Source organism: Halomonas sp. ATBC28, from assembly GCF_005937175.1.
Lineage (GTDB): Bacteria > Pseudomonadota > Gammaproteobacteria > Pseudomonadales > Halomonadaceae > Vreelandella > Vreelandella titanicae.
Genome location: NZ_VCQL01000008.1, coordinates 117,621 through 133,636, shown reverse-complemented (window position 1 = coordinate 133,636; position 16,016 = coordinate 117,621). Strand labels below are relative to the sequence as shown.

16 protein-coding genes are annotated in these 16,016 nt (G+C 44.8%); 6 read left to right on the top strand and 10 right to left on the bottom strand.

All coding sequences use genetic code 11. From position 1 onward, the window contains the following. Positions 1–96: 96 nt before the first annotated feature. A complete protein-coding gene (locus tag E0L35_RS11125) occupies positions 97–828 on the top strand; it encodes an RNA methyltransferase (protein ID WP_138800318.1) in 732 nt (243 codons plus the stop codon). A 66-nt stretch (positions 829–894) separates the two neighbouring features. On the opposite strand, the gene E0L35_RS11120 is transcribed toward E0L35_RS11125, so the two are convergent. Beyond that, positions 895–2,244, bottom strand: coding sequence for a Na+/H+ antiporter NhaC family protein (locus tag E0L35_RS11120; protein ID WP_027959271.1), 1,350 nt, complete (start codon positions 2,242–2,244; stop codon positions 895–897). 166 nt (positions 2,245–2,410) lie between these two features. Between E0L35_RS11120 and E0L35_RS11115 the strand changes: the two genes are divergently transcribed. The 5 genes from E0L35_RS11115 to mntR all read left to right on the top strand — a co-directional run bounded on the left by E0L35_RS11115 (position 2,411) and on the right by mntR (position 6,560). After that, positions 2,411–3,619, top strand: coding sequence for an MFS transporter (locus E0L35_RS11115; RefSeq protein WP_138800317.1), 1,209 nt, complete (start codon positions 2,411–2,413; stop codon positions 3,617–3,619). Further along, positions 3,616–3,741, top strand: a complete 126-nt coding sequence (locus E0L35_RS26855) for a hypothetical protein (RefSeq protein WP_268747805.1) — start codon at positions 3,616–3,618, stop codon at positions 3,739–3,741. Before E0L35_RS11115 ends, E0L35_RS26855 begins: the two co-directional genes overlap by 4 nt. 26 nt (positions 3,742–3,767) lie before the next feature. After that, positions 3,768–4,217 carry a potassium channel family protein gene (locus E0L35_RS11110; protein ID WP_041158426.1) on the top strand — a complete coding sequence of 150 codons (450 nt, stop codon included), beginning with the start codon at positions 3,768–3,770 and terminating at the stop codon, positions 4,215–4,217. Between the two features lie 31 nt (positions 4,218–4,248). Then, complete coding sequence (locus E0L35_RS11105) at positions 4,249–5,790, top strand: cation:proton antiporter (protein ID WP_138800316.1); 1,542 nt, start codon at positions 4,249–4,251, stop codon at positions 5,788–5,790. A 290-nt stretch (positions 5,791–6,080) separates the two neighbouring features. Then, positions 6,081–6,560, top strand: a complete 480-nt coding sequence (gene mntR, locus E0L35_RS11100) for a manganese-binding transcriptional regulator MntR (RefSeq protein ID WP_138800315.1) — start codon at positions 6,081–6,083, stop codon at positions 6,558–6,560. Between the two features lie 181 nt (positions 6,561–6,741). Here mntR and E0L35_RS11090 read toward each other — a convergent pair whose 3' ends face one another. From E0L35_RS11090 to E0L35_RS11050, 9 genes are all read right to left on the bottom strand, one after another. After that, positions 6,742–7,500: a DUF3750 domain-containing protein gene (locus E0L35_RS11090; RefSeq protein WP_027959267.1), complete on the bottom strand. Its 759-nt coding sequence runs from the start codon at positions 7,498–7,500 to the stop codon at positions 6,742–6,744. A gap of 238 nt (positions 7,501–7,738) precedes the next feature. After that, entirely contained in the window at positions 7,739–8,686 is a 948-nt protein-coding gene (locus E0L35_RS11085) for a glycosyltransferase (RefSeq protein ID WP_138800314.1), read from the bottom strand. After that, positions 8,687–10,735 carry an acyltransferase family protein gene (locus E0L35_RS11080; RefSeq protein WP_138800313.1) on the bottom strand — a complete coding sequence of 683 codons (2,049 nt, stop codon included), beginning with the start codon at positions 10,733–10,735 and terminating at the stop codon, positions 8,687–8,689. It abuts the gene before it with no gap. A gap of 168 nt (positions 10,736–10,903) precedes the next feature. Further along, positions 10,904–11,503, bottom strand: coding sequence for a hypothetical protein (locus E0L35_RS11075; protein ID WP_138800312.1), 600 nt, complete (start codon positions 11,501–11,503; stop codon positions 10,904–10,906). Further along, positions 11,481–11,681, bottom strand: a complete 201-nt coding sequence (locus E0L35_RS11070) for a hypothetical protein (RefSeq protein WP_138800311.1) — start codon at positions 11,679–11,681, stop codon at positions 11,481–11,483. Before E0L35_RS11070 ends, E0L35_RS11075 begins: the two co-directional genes overlap by 23 nt. A gap of 203 nt (positions 11,682–11,884) precedes the next feature. Further along, on the bottom strand, positions 11,885–12,811 hold the full coding sequence (locus tag E0L35_RS11065; RefSeq protein ID WP_138800310.1) for a glycosyltransferase family A protein: 927 nt from the start codon (positions 12,809–12,811) through the stop codon (positions 11,885–11,887). 44 nt (positions 12,812–12,855) lie between these two features. Then, a complete protein-coding gene (locus E0L35_RS11060; RefSeq protein WP_249362131.1) occupies positions 12,856–13,815 on the bottom strand; it encodes a glycosyltransferase family 2 protein in 960 nt (319 codons plus the stop codon). Between the two features lie 262 nt (positions 13,816–14,077). Continuing rightward, positions 14,078–14,896, bottom strand: coding sequence for a glycosyltransferase family A protein (locus tag E0L35_RS11055; RefSeq protein WP_138800308.1), 819 nt, complete (start codon positions 14,894–14,896; stop codon positions 14,078–14,080). A 147-nt stretch (positions 14,897–15,043) separates the two neighbouring features. After that, positions 15,044–15,946: a phosphoribosyltransferase gene (locus E0L35_RS11050; protein WP_138800307.1), complete on the bottom strand. Its 903-nt coding sequence runs from the start codon at positions 15,944–15,946 to the stop codon at positions 15,044–15,046. Positions 15,947–16,016 lie beyond the last annotated feature (70 nt).

Sequence of the window (16,016 nt, the reverse complement as noted above, 5' to 3'; positions counted from 1 at the left end):
GTTGTCGATAGCGTTTTGTCAGCCATTTCCAGGGCCGAACGTGCTACTATCTGGGCGATTTTTTTAAGCTACATTTTCACTACTGGGCACCAGCGCATGTTGCAGCATATCCGTATCGTACTCGTTCAGACCTTCCACCCCGGCAATATCGGCGCGGCGGCACGGGCCATGAAAACCATGGGTTTAACCGAGCTGGTGCTGGTTAATCCACGTCTGTTTCCCGATGAAGAAGCAACTCGACTAGCGGCAGGTGCCACTGCTGTCCTGGAGAGTGCGCGGGTGGTTAGCTCGCTGGAAGAAGCCGTTAACGACTGCGTGCAGGTCGTGGGTGCCAGTGCACGCTTGCGCAGCCTGCCCCTTCCCCACTTTGACGAACCGGATGAGATGGCAACAGACGTCATCCAGAACGCTCAAACGGCGTCGGTGGCACTCGTATTTGGGCGTGAACGTTCGGGGCTGACTAACGATGAGATTCGCTGCTGCACGCATCAGGTCAGCATTCCTGCCAACCCTGATTACGGTATTCTGAATCTATCCCAGGCAGTACAGATACTCGCTTATGAAGTACATCGCGCCTGGCGTAAAGGTGATGGGAGCGGTTTTACTTATCAGCGCCCGCTGGAGGCAACGCCACCCAGCCGCGAACAGTTCTTACACTTTCAAGCGCATCTGGGCCGCTTAATGCAGGAAAGTGGCTTTTTAACCCAGCCCCACGCCCGCACTGAAGAGCAACTTCAGGCGCTCTTCGCCCGTGCTCAACCCAGCCGCAAAGAGCTTTCGCTTCTGCGGGGGCTATTAAGCGCGTTTGAAAGCCATCTGCCTAAATAGTGATAGAGTTAAAGCGACTAAAAAGGGACAACCAAGTTGTCCCTTTTTAGTTTGAAGATAAGGCTTTTAGAGCATCATTGCCGCTAGCCAGCCAAAGCCGACTAACGGAATGTTGTAGTGCAGAAACGTTGGCACCACGCTGTCCCACATATGATCGTGCTGACGGTCAACGTTAAGGCCTGAAGTGGGGCCCAGGGTAGAGTCAGAGGCAGGCGAGCCTGCATCACCCAACGCCGCTGCCGTACCCACCAGCACCACCGTGGCCATGGGAGAGAAGCCAAACTGTACCGCCAAGGGCACAAAGATGGCAGCAATAATGGGAATGGTTGAGAACGACGAGCCGATACCCAGGGTAATGAATAGCCCTACCAACAGCATCACCAGCGCCGCTAAGCCGCGGTTATCGCCAAAGAGTGAAAAAGCACCCGACACCAGCGCATCAATCTCTCCCGTGGTTTTCATGACTTCAGCAAAGCCCGCTGCGGAGATCATGATAAAACCGATCAGCGCCATCATGCGCATACCGCTGGTAAATAGATCGTCTGCTTCGCGCCACTTAAAGATGCCCCCCATTGAAAGCAGGCCAATCCCTACCAAGCCCCCCAGTATCATTGAGCCACTGTAAAGCTGGAGGCCGAGCGCTGCGACGATTGCCACCCCCGACATCACAAGCCCCAGCCTATGCGGTTTGGCGGGCGTATGGCCTTCGGCAACGTTGGCGTTAGCGATATCTTCGGCTTGATACTCACGCGGGCGGCGGTAACTCCAAAATAGCGCAACGATTAGCCCCAGTGCCATCCCCCCTACCGGTACTGCCATGGCCAGCGGCACCATGCCACGGGTGATCTCTAAACCCAGCGGTTCCCCAGCGCTATTTAAGTTGGCCAAAAGAATATCGTTTAGAAAGATCGCCCCAAACCCTACCGGCAGCAGCATATAAGGGGCCGTTAAACCAAAGGTGAGCGCACAGGCCACCGCGCGTCGATCCAACTTTAAGCGGTTCATCACGGTTAATAGCGGCGGAATCAGCACCGGTATAAAGGCAATATGTACCGGGATAGCGTTCTGAGAAGAAATAGCCACCAACAACACAGCCGTTAGCAACAGCATTTTGACCCGCGTCTGCTGCGCAACGGTTGCCTCTTTTTTACCCAGCAGCGTAATCAAACGATTAGCCAGCATATCCGGTAGCCCAGAGCGAGAGATCGCCACAGCGAAGGCCCCCAAAGTGGCGTAGGCCAGCGCCACCTGGGCCCCGCCGCCCACGCCTGTATTAAAGGCTTCCAGAGTTTGTTCTAGTGACAACCCGCCCACTAAACCGCCGACTAAAGCGCCCACCACTAACGCAAATACCACCGAGACACGCGCCAGCGATAGCGCCACCATCACCAGCACCGCAAGAATTACTGCATTCATGAAAATCCTTAGAGCTATTGAGAGGTCATTAACGGCGAAGGGGGCGGATTTTAGCAGATTAATAGCATAAAACTAATACTGCCTTACTTACCTATTCCTAGCTTCTAAAAGCGCACAACGCATGCGATAGTGAGCTAACTGTTAGCCTGCCAACAAAGAGAACATCATGGCCTTCGTTCTTCGCCACTCACTACTGCTGATTATATTGGGAAGCTTGGTTATTTCCACGGCCATGGGCTTACGCCATGGTTTCGGGCTCTTTATGGAGCCCCTCAGCAGCGAGCTCGGCTGGGGGCGTGGTGTATTTGCTTTTGCACTAGCCTTACAAAACCTGGTTTGGGGCTTATCGCAACCCTTTACCGGGGCGCTCGCGGATCGCTTTGGTGCGGCCAGGATTATCGTTGTTGGCGGCTTGCTGTATGCCTTGGGGCTGCTGTTTATGAGCCTCTCTACGTCAGAACTAGGCATGACGGTCAGCGCCGGGCTGTTGATTGGCCTTGGCCTCTCCGGTACCACATTCTCGGTTATTTTAGGTGCTGTGGGGCGCGCAGTGGCGCCTGAAAAACGCAGTATGGCCATGGGGATCGTTAGCGCAGCGGGCTCGTTCGGGCAATTTGCCATGCTGCCTGGCACCCTGGGTTTGCTCGAGTGGCTCGGCTGGGCCGCAGCACTGATGGCGATGGCAGCTATCGCGACCATCATCATTCCCCTGGGGGCAATACTGCGCGACAAACCCTCCCCCAAAACGGCATCCGATTTAAGCCTCAAAGATGCGCTCAACGAAGCAGCAGGCCAAAAAGGCTTCTGGCTACTCTGTTTAGGCTTTTTTGTCTGTGGCTTTCAGGTGGTGTTCATTGCCGTGCACCTCCCCGGCTACTTATTCGATAACGGCCTGGCGGTAAAGGTGGGCACGACGGTACTGGCCTTAGTGGGACTGTTTAATATTGTTGGCACTTATACCGCGGGTTGGATGGGCGGCATCTGGTCAAAACCCAAGCTGCTAACCTGGCTCTATTTGATTCGCGGCGTAGTGATTACGGCGTTTGTTTATTTGCCGTTAAGCCCAACCAGCGCTTACCTATTTGGTATCGTCATGGGGCTTCTATGGCTCTCTACCGTGCCATTAACCAACGGCATTGTGGCTTCCGTGTTTGGTGTTCGTCACCTCTCCATGCTGGGCGGCATCGTATTTCTGTTTCACCAGTTAGGCTCTTTTATGGGTGTATGGCTGGGTGGCTATTTTTATGACCTTACTGGCAACTACAATACGGTCTGGCAAATTGCTATTGTGCTCTCGGTCGTCGCTGCTGCACTGCATTGGTTTATCAATGAAAAGCCGCTCGAGCGCTCGCAGTCAACAACGGTGATCCCATGACACGCAATAATTTACTCAAGGCCATGGTGGCAACTCTGCTGTTTAGCTGTTTAATACTCGCATGGTGGGGCTGGCAGCATATGGATGCTGCCTTGCTACTGATGGGAACCCGGTTATGCTAACGAGCAAAGGTTGACTACTTGCTAAGATGACTATTCCTTACCCTGAGCATGTCACCGTGGTGGTAACCACTTTTATTACCGTGGTCATTGCGGTGCTGCTTCACTATGAAGCCCTGTGGCTTATCTCGCACCAAATAGAAAAATCTCGAAGACCACATCGGCAACGCATCCTGGCGATGGCGTTTGGAGTATTGATGACCCACGTTGTCGAAATTTGGCTATTTGGCATCACTGGCTGGTGGCTTACCGAGCAATTAAGCATTGGTGCTTTACATGGGTACGACAGCTTCAACATTTTTGATTATATCTTCTTCTCTGCGGTGACCTATACCACCGTGGGCTATGGCGATATATATGCCATTGGGCCGGTACGTTTTCTGTACGGCACGCTGGCTTTAACAGGCTTTGTATTGATCACTTGGTCAGCATCATTCACTTTTATAGAAATGCAAAAGCACTGGCGAGTTGGAAGATAATCAGCTTCGTTACGCGCTCTAGGGATCCGGCATGTTTGAAGTGGTTATTCTATCGGTAGCGTTTATCTTTGGTATCGCAGCACGACAGCTAAGTTTACCGCCACTCGTGGGGTTCTTATCAGCAGGGTTTGCACTCAATGCCTTTGGGCCCAGTATTGGCCTCCCAAGTGATGCGGGCCCAATGCTTGAACACCTTGCCCATCTAGGGGTTCTGCTACTGTTGTTCACCATTGGTCTTAAACTCAATATCCGCAGCCTGGCAGAGCCCGTTGTGCTAGGAAGTTCCTTTATACACTTGGCAATTACCTGCCTGTTGTTTACATCTGGTTTTGTCATTTTTCTATCGCTGCCCCTGGACAAAGCAATTCTGCTGGCCACTGCGCTGTCTTTTTCAAGCACAGTATTAGCGGCCAAAGTCCTTGAAAGCAAACGCGAATTACGCGCCCTACATGGCCGAATTGCGATTGGCATTCTGATTATTCAAGACCTTGTGGCTTTAGCCGTTCTCAGCATCTACAGCGGCAACTCCCCTAGCCCCTGGGCCGTGCTGGTTTTTTTGGTACCGTTATTAAGGCCGGTACTTTATTGGCTTATGAACGCGGCGCAGCACGATGAATTACTGGTGCTACTAGGCGCCGTATTAGCTATTGCCGTTGGCGGCATGGGCTTTGAAGCAGTGGGTTTAAGCTCAGAAGTAGGAGCCCTGGTCATGGGCCTGCTGCTGGCCAAACACCCCCGTGCGCAAGAATTATCCAAGGCGCTCTGGGGGCTGAAAGAAGTATTGTTAATCAGCTTCTTTCTGCAGATAGGCATGGCTGGCTTACCTGATCAAGACGCACTGCTATTTGCGGTTATCCTAGCAGTTCTGCTTCCGCTTAAAGGGATCCTGTTTTTTGCACTACTCATTGCCTTCCGAATCAGGGCACGCAACGCCTTTTTGGGAGGCTTAAGCTTGACGGCTTACAGTGAGTTTGGCCTGATCGTCGCTGCGAGCATTTTGCAAGAGTGGCTTGTTCCTTTGGCAATTACCGTTGCCTTGTCGTTTGTCATCGCCGCACCGCTGAATCGCATTGCCCATCAGCTTTTTGATCGCTGGGAGAAACACCTGCTCTGTTTTGAGCGGCACGCCCGACATCCTGACGAACAGCCTGTGGATTTAGGCAACGCCACCATCTTAGTGCTAGGCATGGGGCGAACCGGTAACGCCGCCTACGACTTTTTTACCGATAAGGGCTTGGCGGCAGTGGGCATTGATTCAGATCCCAATAAAATAAATACTCAACGGCATGTTTTTTATGGTGATATCGAGGATGTGGGTTTTTGGCACCATCTTGATATTGCGCAAATAACAGCTGTTACGCTAGCCACTCCGGAACTTGAGAGCAAGCTTATTGCCACCCGCGAACTACGCGAAGCGGGCTTCACTGGCCACATTATTGCGGGCATCCACTTCCAGGATGAAGCCGAACCGCTGCATGCCGCTGGAGTAGATCAAACGTATTTGCTGATGACCGGTGCTGGCATCGGTATTGCCGAGAAAACCTGGGAATGCCTGCAGTCGCCGCCGTTGTAGACGCTTGAGTAAGTGGTGTTAACTTAATGTGACGATGCCGCCAAAAAAACGCATCAGGCACCCCTTGCTTGGGCGAGAACAGCAGCGCCATAAAGACCAACAGGGCCATACCTAGATTGTCCTTACTCGTTGCCTCTCACTTTTTGCTCATGACCGATACGTGGACTTTAGCTCTGCAAGAAAGCTTTGTGCGAACAGTTTAGCCTTGGCTAACAATATTACACAAAAATACGTTACTATCCCCCCGACTATCCAATGATTGTTCCCACTGCTTCCGATATAATTTACCAATGACTGATTCTAATCCGAACGCCTCATTGACTGCCCCAAGCATTCCTGGAGATGCCCTGCCCCCTGTGGAGCAGCATGCCCAGCAGTATGCAACGGTGCGAAATGCCCACGAAACCGAACTGATTGAAGACTATGTTGAGCTAATTGGCGACCTGCTGGCACACCGCGGCGAAGCGCGCGCGGCGGACATTGCCAGCCGTATGGCGGTCAGCCAGGCGACGGTTTCAAAAATGATTCGGCGTTTAAATGAGCTGGAGTTGGTTACTAGCAAGCCTTATCGCTCGCTGTTTCTAACCGAAGCGGGTCAAAAAATGGCGGAAACGTCACGCGCCCGCCACGATATCGTGCTGCACTTTTTACGCGCCCTTGGGGTGAGAGATGCGACTGCGCGTATTGACGCTGAAGGCATGGAGCACCATGTGAGCGACGAAACCCTCGCTATCATGCAGCGCTTTACCGAACAGCAGCAAAACAACTAAACCCGCTGCTCGTCCTCAATGGGAAAAACGCAATTGATTCGCCTGGGTAATGGCGCCGTTCCAAATCATTTCCAAATAAGTGGTTTGGATAATGTCAGCAACGCAGCTTGGTGTCATCAGCGCCCAGTAGTTACTAGTTTAATAAAAAGTATCTGCAAACACAGTTTTTTACTCTTATTGATCAACCTTCTGTTACCTTGACGGGCATCCCCAACCGCCCGATGCCCGGCAATTTCAAAGCGGGTCGCATGACATCGATACCAAAGCTCAAGCCCAGGAGGTTAAGTTCAATGCCCTCCTCAAGCGCCAACATAATGCCAACCACCCCACCCAAAGACAGCTGGTAACCGCTGCCGCTGGGCGCAGCAGCAAAAACGCCATTGAAAATATAATCCTTACCAATAGCAGTTACCGGGAGCGTCACCTCAAAGCCTGGCACTTCGCGTATAACCCAGGCAATAAAGCTATTGCTGTTCGGGCCAGGCCACACTCGATAAAGCTCAGCTTGTGGGTAGTCAGCGGCGGCGGCCTCTATCTGCGGTATTATCTGTGCAGCCGCCTCGCCGCGATAGTCAGCCAACAGTGTAGGAGGACTGCCAAACCAGGCTCGATCAGGCGTGTCGATTGAAGACACCACCGTGGGACGCCGCCAGCTCAACACCTGATGCAGTCGGTAACTATCGGCGTTTTCAGTCTTGGTCGCAATCCAGATATGCTCGCCAAACGCTCCGCGCCAGTTATAAGCCCGGGCTGAATATACCTGAACGACGGCTTCAGCGTTCACCGCTGGATCAGGCGCTATGCCAGCAGATGACCGATCCAGCGACGACCAATGCCCATCGGTCGCCACCTGATTACTCGCCAATAGCCAAACAGGCCCCGCTAACAGCAACGCTAACAGCGCCACTAGACTATGAAGCCAACGCAGTAGCATTTTCATCGCATTATCCGTAATTGGAGATTATCTGTTTATTACCGCGATAGCTCAATGGGTGCAAGTATAGATTCCAACGACGCCATGCGCTCTATAGAGTATGATCAACAGTACAGTAAGCTACTTTTCAGGCACCACTTGAAAAATTAAAGAAAAATTTATACCAAAAAAAACCCTCCAAGATTTATGGAGAGTTTATATTTTATGAACCTTATACAAAGTCAACAATATTTCATTTTATTGATCAAGATCTCTCGGGCTTTGCAATACCTATTAGCAAGGCTAACTTATAAGTAGTTGAGTAAATCTTAAAGTAATAACACAACAAATATGCCAAAAACTTTCTAGAAAATGAGAGTCCTTTTCTACCAAAAATATTTAACTGTCTTCGTGGAGGAAAATAGCCTTTAAGAAGAATTAACAAAAAGGTATTTTTAGAAGCATTATTTTTATTGCATACTTCCCCACCGATCACCCTTTTGCGTTTTTTTAGCATAGCTTTCATATCGGCACGAGCAGGATGATTTACAATAACGTCTGGAGCATACTCAATAGATATACCTTTATCTTTTGCTCGCCAGCCCCACTCATTATCGCCTCCTGACATTAATGCATCGTTAAAAAGCCCAACCGTCTCAAAGTGTTTCGCCAATGTAATCATATTGGCAGTTGCTGCTCCTCCAGTCTGAGCATATTTTTCCTGATCAAAGGCAAAAGCCTTCTCATAAATTTCGACTAGAGTGAGCTTATCAGACTTAAAAAAAAGCTCTATTTTTCCTGCTATTCGCTCTACACCTTTATCAAAATGGTTAACAGCAGCTTCCAACCAGTAAGGATCCGGAATACAATCAGAATCAGTAAAAGCAATAATTTCACCTTTCGCCAATTTTAAAGCTGCATTTCTTGCAGCATATGATCCCGGCTTTCTCTCTTTAATGATACAGAAATTGTGAGGCAAAGAGAAATCAACAGGTGGTGTATCTTCTGGTGCATTATTTACAATAATAACTTCAAAATCATCCTGGGGAAATGTTTGGTTTTTCAAAGCATTAACACACAGCTTCAATCGATCCCAATCATGATAAGTAGGCACAATTACTGAAGCTCTTGGGCTGCGAACCTTCGTAACCCCACCTGCATCCTCTATCGCACTTTTACATTTCACCGCTTTTTCAAATTCATAAATGGACATTTAGTTGCTCTCCCCGTAATTATTAAAAACCTGAAAAATTGACGTCTGATGCTCAAGCGAAGCTTTCAGGCTTGGGGTGATATATTCCAGATAATTTCGTGTCAGGTGGTGGGTATCAGACCACATCAATCTTTCATCAAAATATGCCGGACATAATCCCTCAACACAAATTAATTCGGTAAAGTCTATTGAGATAAACAGAGGTATTTCACCTACATACGCATCTGCAGGATTAACAGATAGCAACACCTCTTCAATGGGTCGAGCGCATAGGCTTGCCTCATGACGGTTCTTCCAAACGCAATAGCTTGGATCACTTTCAAACCAAGGGTTATCTCTTATACCCATTACAGGAATACCTAAAGCAGATATTTCCTTCCATTTTTCCACATGTCCAGAAGGAACAAACTCAACAGGATTCCCTACTACTAATCTATTCTCACGGGGACGATTCGACCTCGTCGAATTTGTTATAACAAGATCAGGGGACAGGTCACTTAAATAATCAACGATATTTTCATTCCATAACTTACAAGTATCATTACCTTCCACAATTTCGTAGCCAAGGGAACAAGAATTCTTTATGATACTTACCACTTTAAATCCATATTCATTCCCTAGACTCGAGAAAAAAGGTTCCCACTGACCTATATGCGACCCGCCTACGAGTGCGACTACATTTCCTGAAGAGGTATCTCCAAAATCACAAGATGAAATTTTGGACTCTGTAATGACCGTAGCACAACCATTATCTCTGTCCATGGTCTCGCCTAAGTCATTAGAAATGGCGGTAACATACCAATAGTTCAAATTGGAAGCATCGTCTTGTATAGAAATCTCATCGCCCTCGAATGCAGATCTTTTAAAATCAACTTTTACATCATGCAGATTTTCAATATAGTATTTAGCACCCAACCCAAGCGTAACCGAAGGAATGAAAAATGAAAAACCTGCAATATAGGAGATCCAAACCCTAGACTTGGGTATTTTCCTAAAAGGCTTTTCAATCAACCAGGTCGTAATAATAGCCAGCAAAACTCCTAATACAACAATGGTCATACCTTTTACAACGCCTAAGTTTGTTGTTTCATAATAGTGCTGAAAAAAAACCAATATCGGCCAGTGCCAAAGGTAAATGGTAAAAGACATGGCACCCAACATGACAAGATATCGATTTGACAATAACCTATTCACCAGTGTACGTTTTTCAGATTCGTTTCCTGAAATGATGATAAAAGCAGCTGAAACAACAGGAAATAGCGCGACATATCCAGGGAAATTCCAGTCGCTAGGAAATGCTATACCGATGCTAAAGAGAATAAAAATACCTAGAAAAGAGATGATTGATGCCGTTTTTTTATTCAACTTAACATAAGGGATAAATATAGCAACCAAGGCGCCGGCTAGAAACTCCCAGACTCTTCCCAAAGGATTAAAATAGGCTGTGTTAGGAGTAAAATGCGTAGAGACCAACGAGTAAAAAAAAGAAATAAAAAAAACTATAGAAACTCCCAACATTAAAGGTATCAATGATTTCATTTTGTTTGAAATATACAATAGTGGCCCAATAAGCAAAGGGAGAAAGGCATAGAATTGCACTTGAATTGATAGTGCCCAATACTGTTGAAAAGGGCTTGCTGGGTCTCCAATTTGTAAGTAATCAACCTCTCTTCTTATTAGCAATAAGTTTTCTAAATTCCCTGCGCTAAAAATAAATTCATGTATTGTAGCCACCCAGTAAACAGGTGGTACGAAAAAATAACTGAGAATGAAAGTCGTTAAGAGTACAACATAAGCGGATGGAGCCACCCGTTTAATAATTCCTCCCCAAAAATGAAAGGGCTTTATATTACCATCCCTTGCATACTGACGAAGCAACATTCCGGTCATTAGAAAACCAGATACAACGAAAAATACATCGACACCTCCAGATACCTTCTGAAACCAGATATGGAAAACAAGCACCAGCATCGCGCCGATGGCACGAACTCCTTGAATATCCTTACGATACTTGTTATCGAGAGTATAAACATCAAACGTTTTGTTCACTTCTATCCTCCTTAATAAATAGCAAAAACATTCAATACATCTACCCACAGATACCCTTGAGGGCCTCCAGAGGAGAGTTTAAAGTCTGCTTAAAGGAGTTTCGGCAAAAATAGATAATTTTCTTACTCATCAACGGGTATTTTCTAGAAAAACCAACCTCGAGTTAAATCAATTAGCTCCTAAGTAATCATTCATTAGTATTTTGATAAAACCATCTATGTGTTTCGTATTCGCTTGCTCACCATCTTCAGCATTAACCGTTAATACTGGTACTCCTCTTTTCTCAAATTCCCCGATCATTTTATTTCTTTTTTTTTGAGCTTTTCTACAATATTCAGCAATTTCATATTCATGTTTATTTTTATAATATGGCAACAGGTTACCAGTCTTCCTATAACGCTTAAGAATGCGCTCCGCTATAATTTCTGGCCGAGCGGTCATATGCACAATAACCCTTTTTTCCATCAGCTTACTAAATAAAGTCTTATCTTTTCCCCAATTATCACTAATTTCATATTTGAAGTGGTGAAAAAGGCCTTCGTCTATTAGCAAGACAGTCGGGATTTTTTTATCTTCAACATATTTATCTATTGCTCTTGGAGTAATAGCGCACTGGGAATACTTAAACCTTGATTTTTCATTCTCTAAACTTATTAACTTGTAATCTAAAATTCTTTTATAAGCACTATCGATGTTCGTATTACGTTGTAGTCTGGCAATCCACAATCTTGCACGAATAAAATCTTTAATTAACCTCTTTTCTTCCATATAATCTATCAGAGTACTCTTTCCCCCCCCCTGGACACCCTACAACTTCTATAAAAAGTGATTTATTTGCGTTCTCTATCTGATAATCAAAGACACCTTTCACAAAAAAATGTGCCTCATACTCAAAAGTACGCAGTCGACCTAACCAGTTTTTTGCGATGAATTCTAATTGTGTCATGGCTAATCACCTAATAAGGAAGATGTTGCATAGATTTATTATTATTCGCTGAGATATGCTGACGTCAGACAGGGTAGTTAGTGTTAGCGACACAACAGTTCCCGCGAATCATCTGAGAATTGCGCCGTTATTTAGATAGTCAACTTTACTTTATCACTTTAATTTCGAAAAAAATCTCTGCGATAAAAAAGAAGATACGGTTTTTAACCACTTAGCACACGATCCCGTAATCTACAGTAATATGGCTGAGGTATTATTAGAGTCGCCAAGGTCATCCACTGGCGGGGCCGCATACTCAATAGTATTAATGAGCATATATCTTTCTTAACCGACCTTCCAACTATCTTTTTTTCAACCGCCCATGACAATATTTTACGATTAATGGCGGCATTTAGATAATGTTTTTCAAGCCACGTTAGGCCAACTTCACATTCACTCTTTAAGTCTAAGCAAGGATGAATTTGAATCATATTATTTTTGTCGCTTACCACGCCACTATTATGAAGCAACCACATGCTCGTAACGATGGGATCATAGTGAACCATTTTAAGACTGCATATAACTTTTAACCAAAAATAAACATCCCCAGCACGTCGGTATCGATCAACAGGAAAACCACCAAGGGCCATGAATGTATTTTTATGTATGCAAGCGCCGTTCATGTGAATGAAATCAGAACGTGAGAACGCTGCTAAAGCTTCCTGTCGACTCATGACTCCATTTTTTAAAGGTTCACTTCTCGGAATTACTATATTTCCTTCCATCTTCCGAAATGCATTTACAAAAAGATTAACAGATGGGTTTACGGAAATAGCATTAGCAAACCTTGAAAGGTGGTCATACACAAGCAGGTCGTCTGCATCAAAAAAAACCAACCATTCAGCTGTTGCCTGCTGTGCTCCATAATTGCGTGCTGCGTAGCCGCCTGGGCCAGGCTTATCTCGCTGGAACAGTCGCAGCTTACCCTTGCGTTCCTCTTGTAATAAAATCTGGAGAGACCCATCTGTAGAGGCATCATCAACGACAATGATTTCAAAATTCTTAAAGGTCTGATTATAAAGACACGAGAGAGAGTCCAACAAAGTTGAAGCCTTGTTATGAACAGGCACTATGACAGAAAACTTATACATAAACTCACCTCGTCTTAAGCTATTAGCCAACTTTATCCAAAAAACTATAAACTTTCACATTTATAAATTCTCAATGGAAGACATTGACTTTTAACCGGTGAATCAATGTATTCAATTTCAGGTGAAAACAAAAAACCTTCAACCAACCCAGCTGTTACAATACCAGCTTTTTTTAACTGTCTTCTTCGTAATAATTTTAATATCATATATAAATCTAAACACATAATTTTTACTACGACATGAGCTGGACGATATTTTTTTGTGACAAATATTCTATTTCTTATTAAGTGTTTATAATACTTAAGACGCACCTCACTATTTTCAGAAATAATATTTAGCACTCCTTTCTCCTGCCGTAAATGTATCACTTTGCTGGCACCCACAACAAACCCGGGAACATCTTCCGTTATTCTTAATGTATATTCAGTATCCTCGCCCCATATGAACATATCGGAAATAGGCAAACCATACCTGTCAATGGTACCGCGGGGAACAAGAATAGATACAAAAGTTGCTCGATCAACGGAGACAACACCATATTGAGCAAATTTTGGCCAATCTTTATATCCAATATGATTAATTTTTTTGTTGATAGAAGGTGAATTAGTTACATAACCATTTTCTGTAAAAGCAGTAGAGATCAGGTAGGCTCTGTCAATACCATTTTTATCCAAGGTATTATCTGCTTCAATCAATCTTTGCAAGGCAAACGGCTCCGGAATGACATCATCGTCCATCATCCAGATATAATCGGCTCCTTCCTTATATGCGAGACGAAACCCAGCATTGAATCCACCTGCTGCACCTACATTCTGCGACAGCAAATACACTTTTAGATTCGAATAGTCCAATTTACTTAGCATTTCTTGTGTATGATCATCGCTAGCATTATCGACCACAATCACCTGGTCACAAATGCATGTTTGTGAATAAATGGCAGCTAAACATAGCTGTAGCAAATCCTGCCGATTGTAGGTGAGTATCACCGCGATCACCTTGCTCATAGTGTCCCCTGCATAATCATGCCCTTGAAAACTCAATACAGCGTTTAATTATTAGCTAACATATACATGCGATTAATACGGCAGCACCTGACCTTAGTTACCATTTTAATATAATAAACATTTTTGTTTGGTATAAAGAGAAGCCTGGAATTCCGTGCATTCGTAAAATGCAAATGGAGAACATACACACTTTATGTCGCTAATTATTTAGGATTATGCTATTCCAGGTGCGATCCCTAAAGCATATCAAAGATGAGCATCATTATAATTTCCAAAGGCTCACCCTTTTCAAGCGGCGCCGGATGCTTCTTGGAATGTTATTATAAAAAAATTTAACAAAAGCAATTGGAAAATAGTAGAAAGGAGCTTTAAGCTGTCGTAATTTTTTTAGACTAATTTTCAATGAATTAAATGTATAACTCAATCGATTTCCGACTTCAAAGCTCTGTCCTTCATGAAGTCGTTTAACTGTTAGCGGTAAATCCACTTGGTAAAATATAAAACCTTTTCTCAGAGCGCGTACCCACAGGTCTATATCGACCTGTCTAAACAATGCTTCATCGTACCCTCCAACCTCATCAAAAAATCGTCGAGAGAACAATATAGAGCTATGATTTATTGGATTGTTAACATAAAAACTATCACACCCCATTGGTGTGACTGAGAATCCTCTACTAATAACTAACTCCCCTTCCCCTTCTCCATAAACGATCTGGCTAGCTGTTACGACAAGCTCCACATTTGGAAATAGGCTTATAGTAGCGACCTGCTGCGCCAATTTTTCGGGTAGCCATTGGTCGTCTGCGTCGATATTGGCCAGCCACGGATAACGAGTATGGTTGACAGCAAGGTTAAGCGCCCGCGCACGACCAACACCTTGCGTATCCACTAACTGAACCTGGACAGGGGCCATGTGACGTAACTTCTTGAGCACTTCCCAGGTATCATCGTCTGACCCATCGTTGACCACAACAACTTCTTTAGGTAGATAGGTTTGAGAAAAAACGGAAGAAAGACTTGATTCCAGGTATTTGGATCCATTTTTCACAGTCATAATGACAGAAATATCAATCTGATTCATTAGGCCACCTCCATGGCATCAGACAAGCTGATGATGAGAATTTTTTCTATTAATAATAATTAGCATAAATAGACAGTAAAAACTCACTAGCATATTAACTAAAGAACTAACAATTTATTTAGCCAGAAAATAATTTATATCTCTTTTCTATCGGCGAAATTTCATATTGACTACTTTCCATATCAATAATTTTATTTTATTCTTGGCAAAACGAGCCCCAAGCTTATCTTCAGGGTTATATATACGGCTATCACTAAAACAGAAAACAGGCTTACCTGCTTCTCGACAAATTAGTTTTGCTTGATAAGAATTAAACTCGACAAACAAGTCCGCCGTGGATGCAACAAAAGTCTCAACCTTGAATTTCACCTGCGAATCAATAGTCATGACATTATTATTATTTTTCTTCATAACGAGATTACGATACGAAACCCCGTTATCCATCAGTAAAGCTTCTACCTTATGTCGGTTTGACTCACTCTGAGACGTAACGATTGTATCGATATCTCTTGAAGGAAGGTAACGAAAGCGTATAGTACCTGTATCATCACCAAGTTCGTTTTCTGACATCATCCCCTCAAGACAAATACAAGACCTACTCATTACATTATGATGAAATATATTCCATTCAAAAGCTCTTGGATGGGGAAGAAATTCAAGAATAATATCTACATCACTTCTGATTGGCTTGCCTGAGTAAATAGCCAGTGTCGATGCACGTGCTGCTAACCAATCGGGAAGCGCGTTAATTTCGTTTCTTATTGAATTTCCGGTCATTATACTGTCGTCTACAATAAGAACTTTTTGTGCCTCCCAGGGAGAGTTCAAATCTTTTCTCACGCATCGCGTAAGCCCTTTTTTCAATGGATAATTATTAACCCAGGATGAAATATCCGTACAATTTATATTTAGTGCAAGTGCAATCATGTAGGCGGGAACCATACCACTTCTTGGTACCCCTACGACTAAGTCCCAGTCACCAGAAAATTTTTCAAAATTCTTTGTAATATCCCTGCCGAGATCACCATATGACTTGAACTGAATCTGCATTAAGTTTTCTCCGACAACTCGCTCAATATTTTCAGCAACAGCTATCTACCACCCATTTAGCTGATACAGA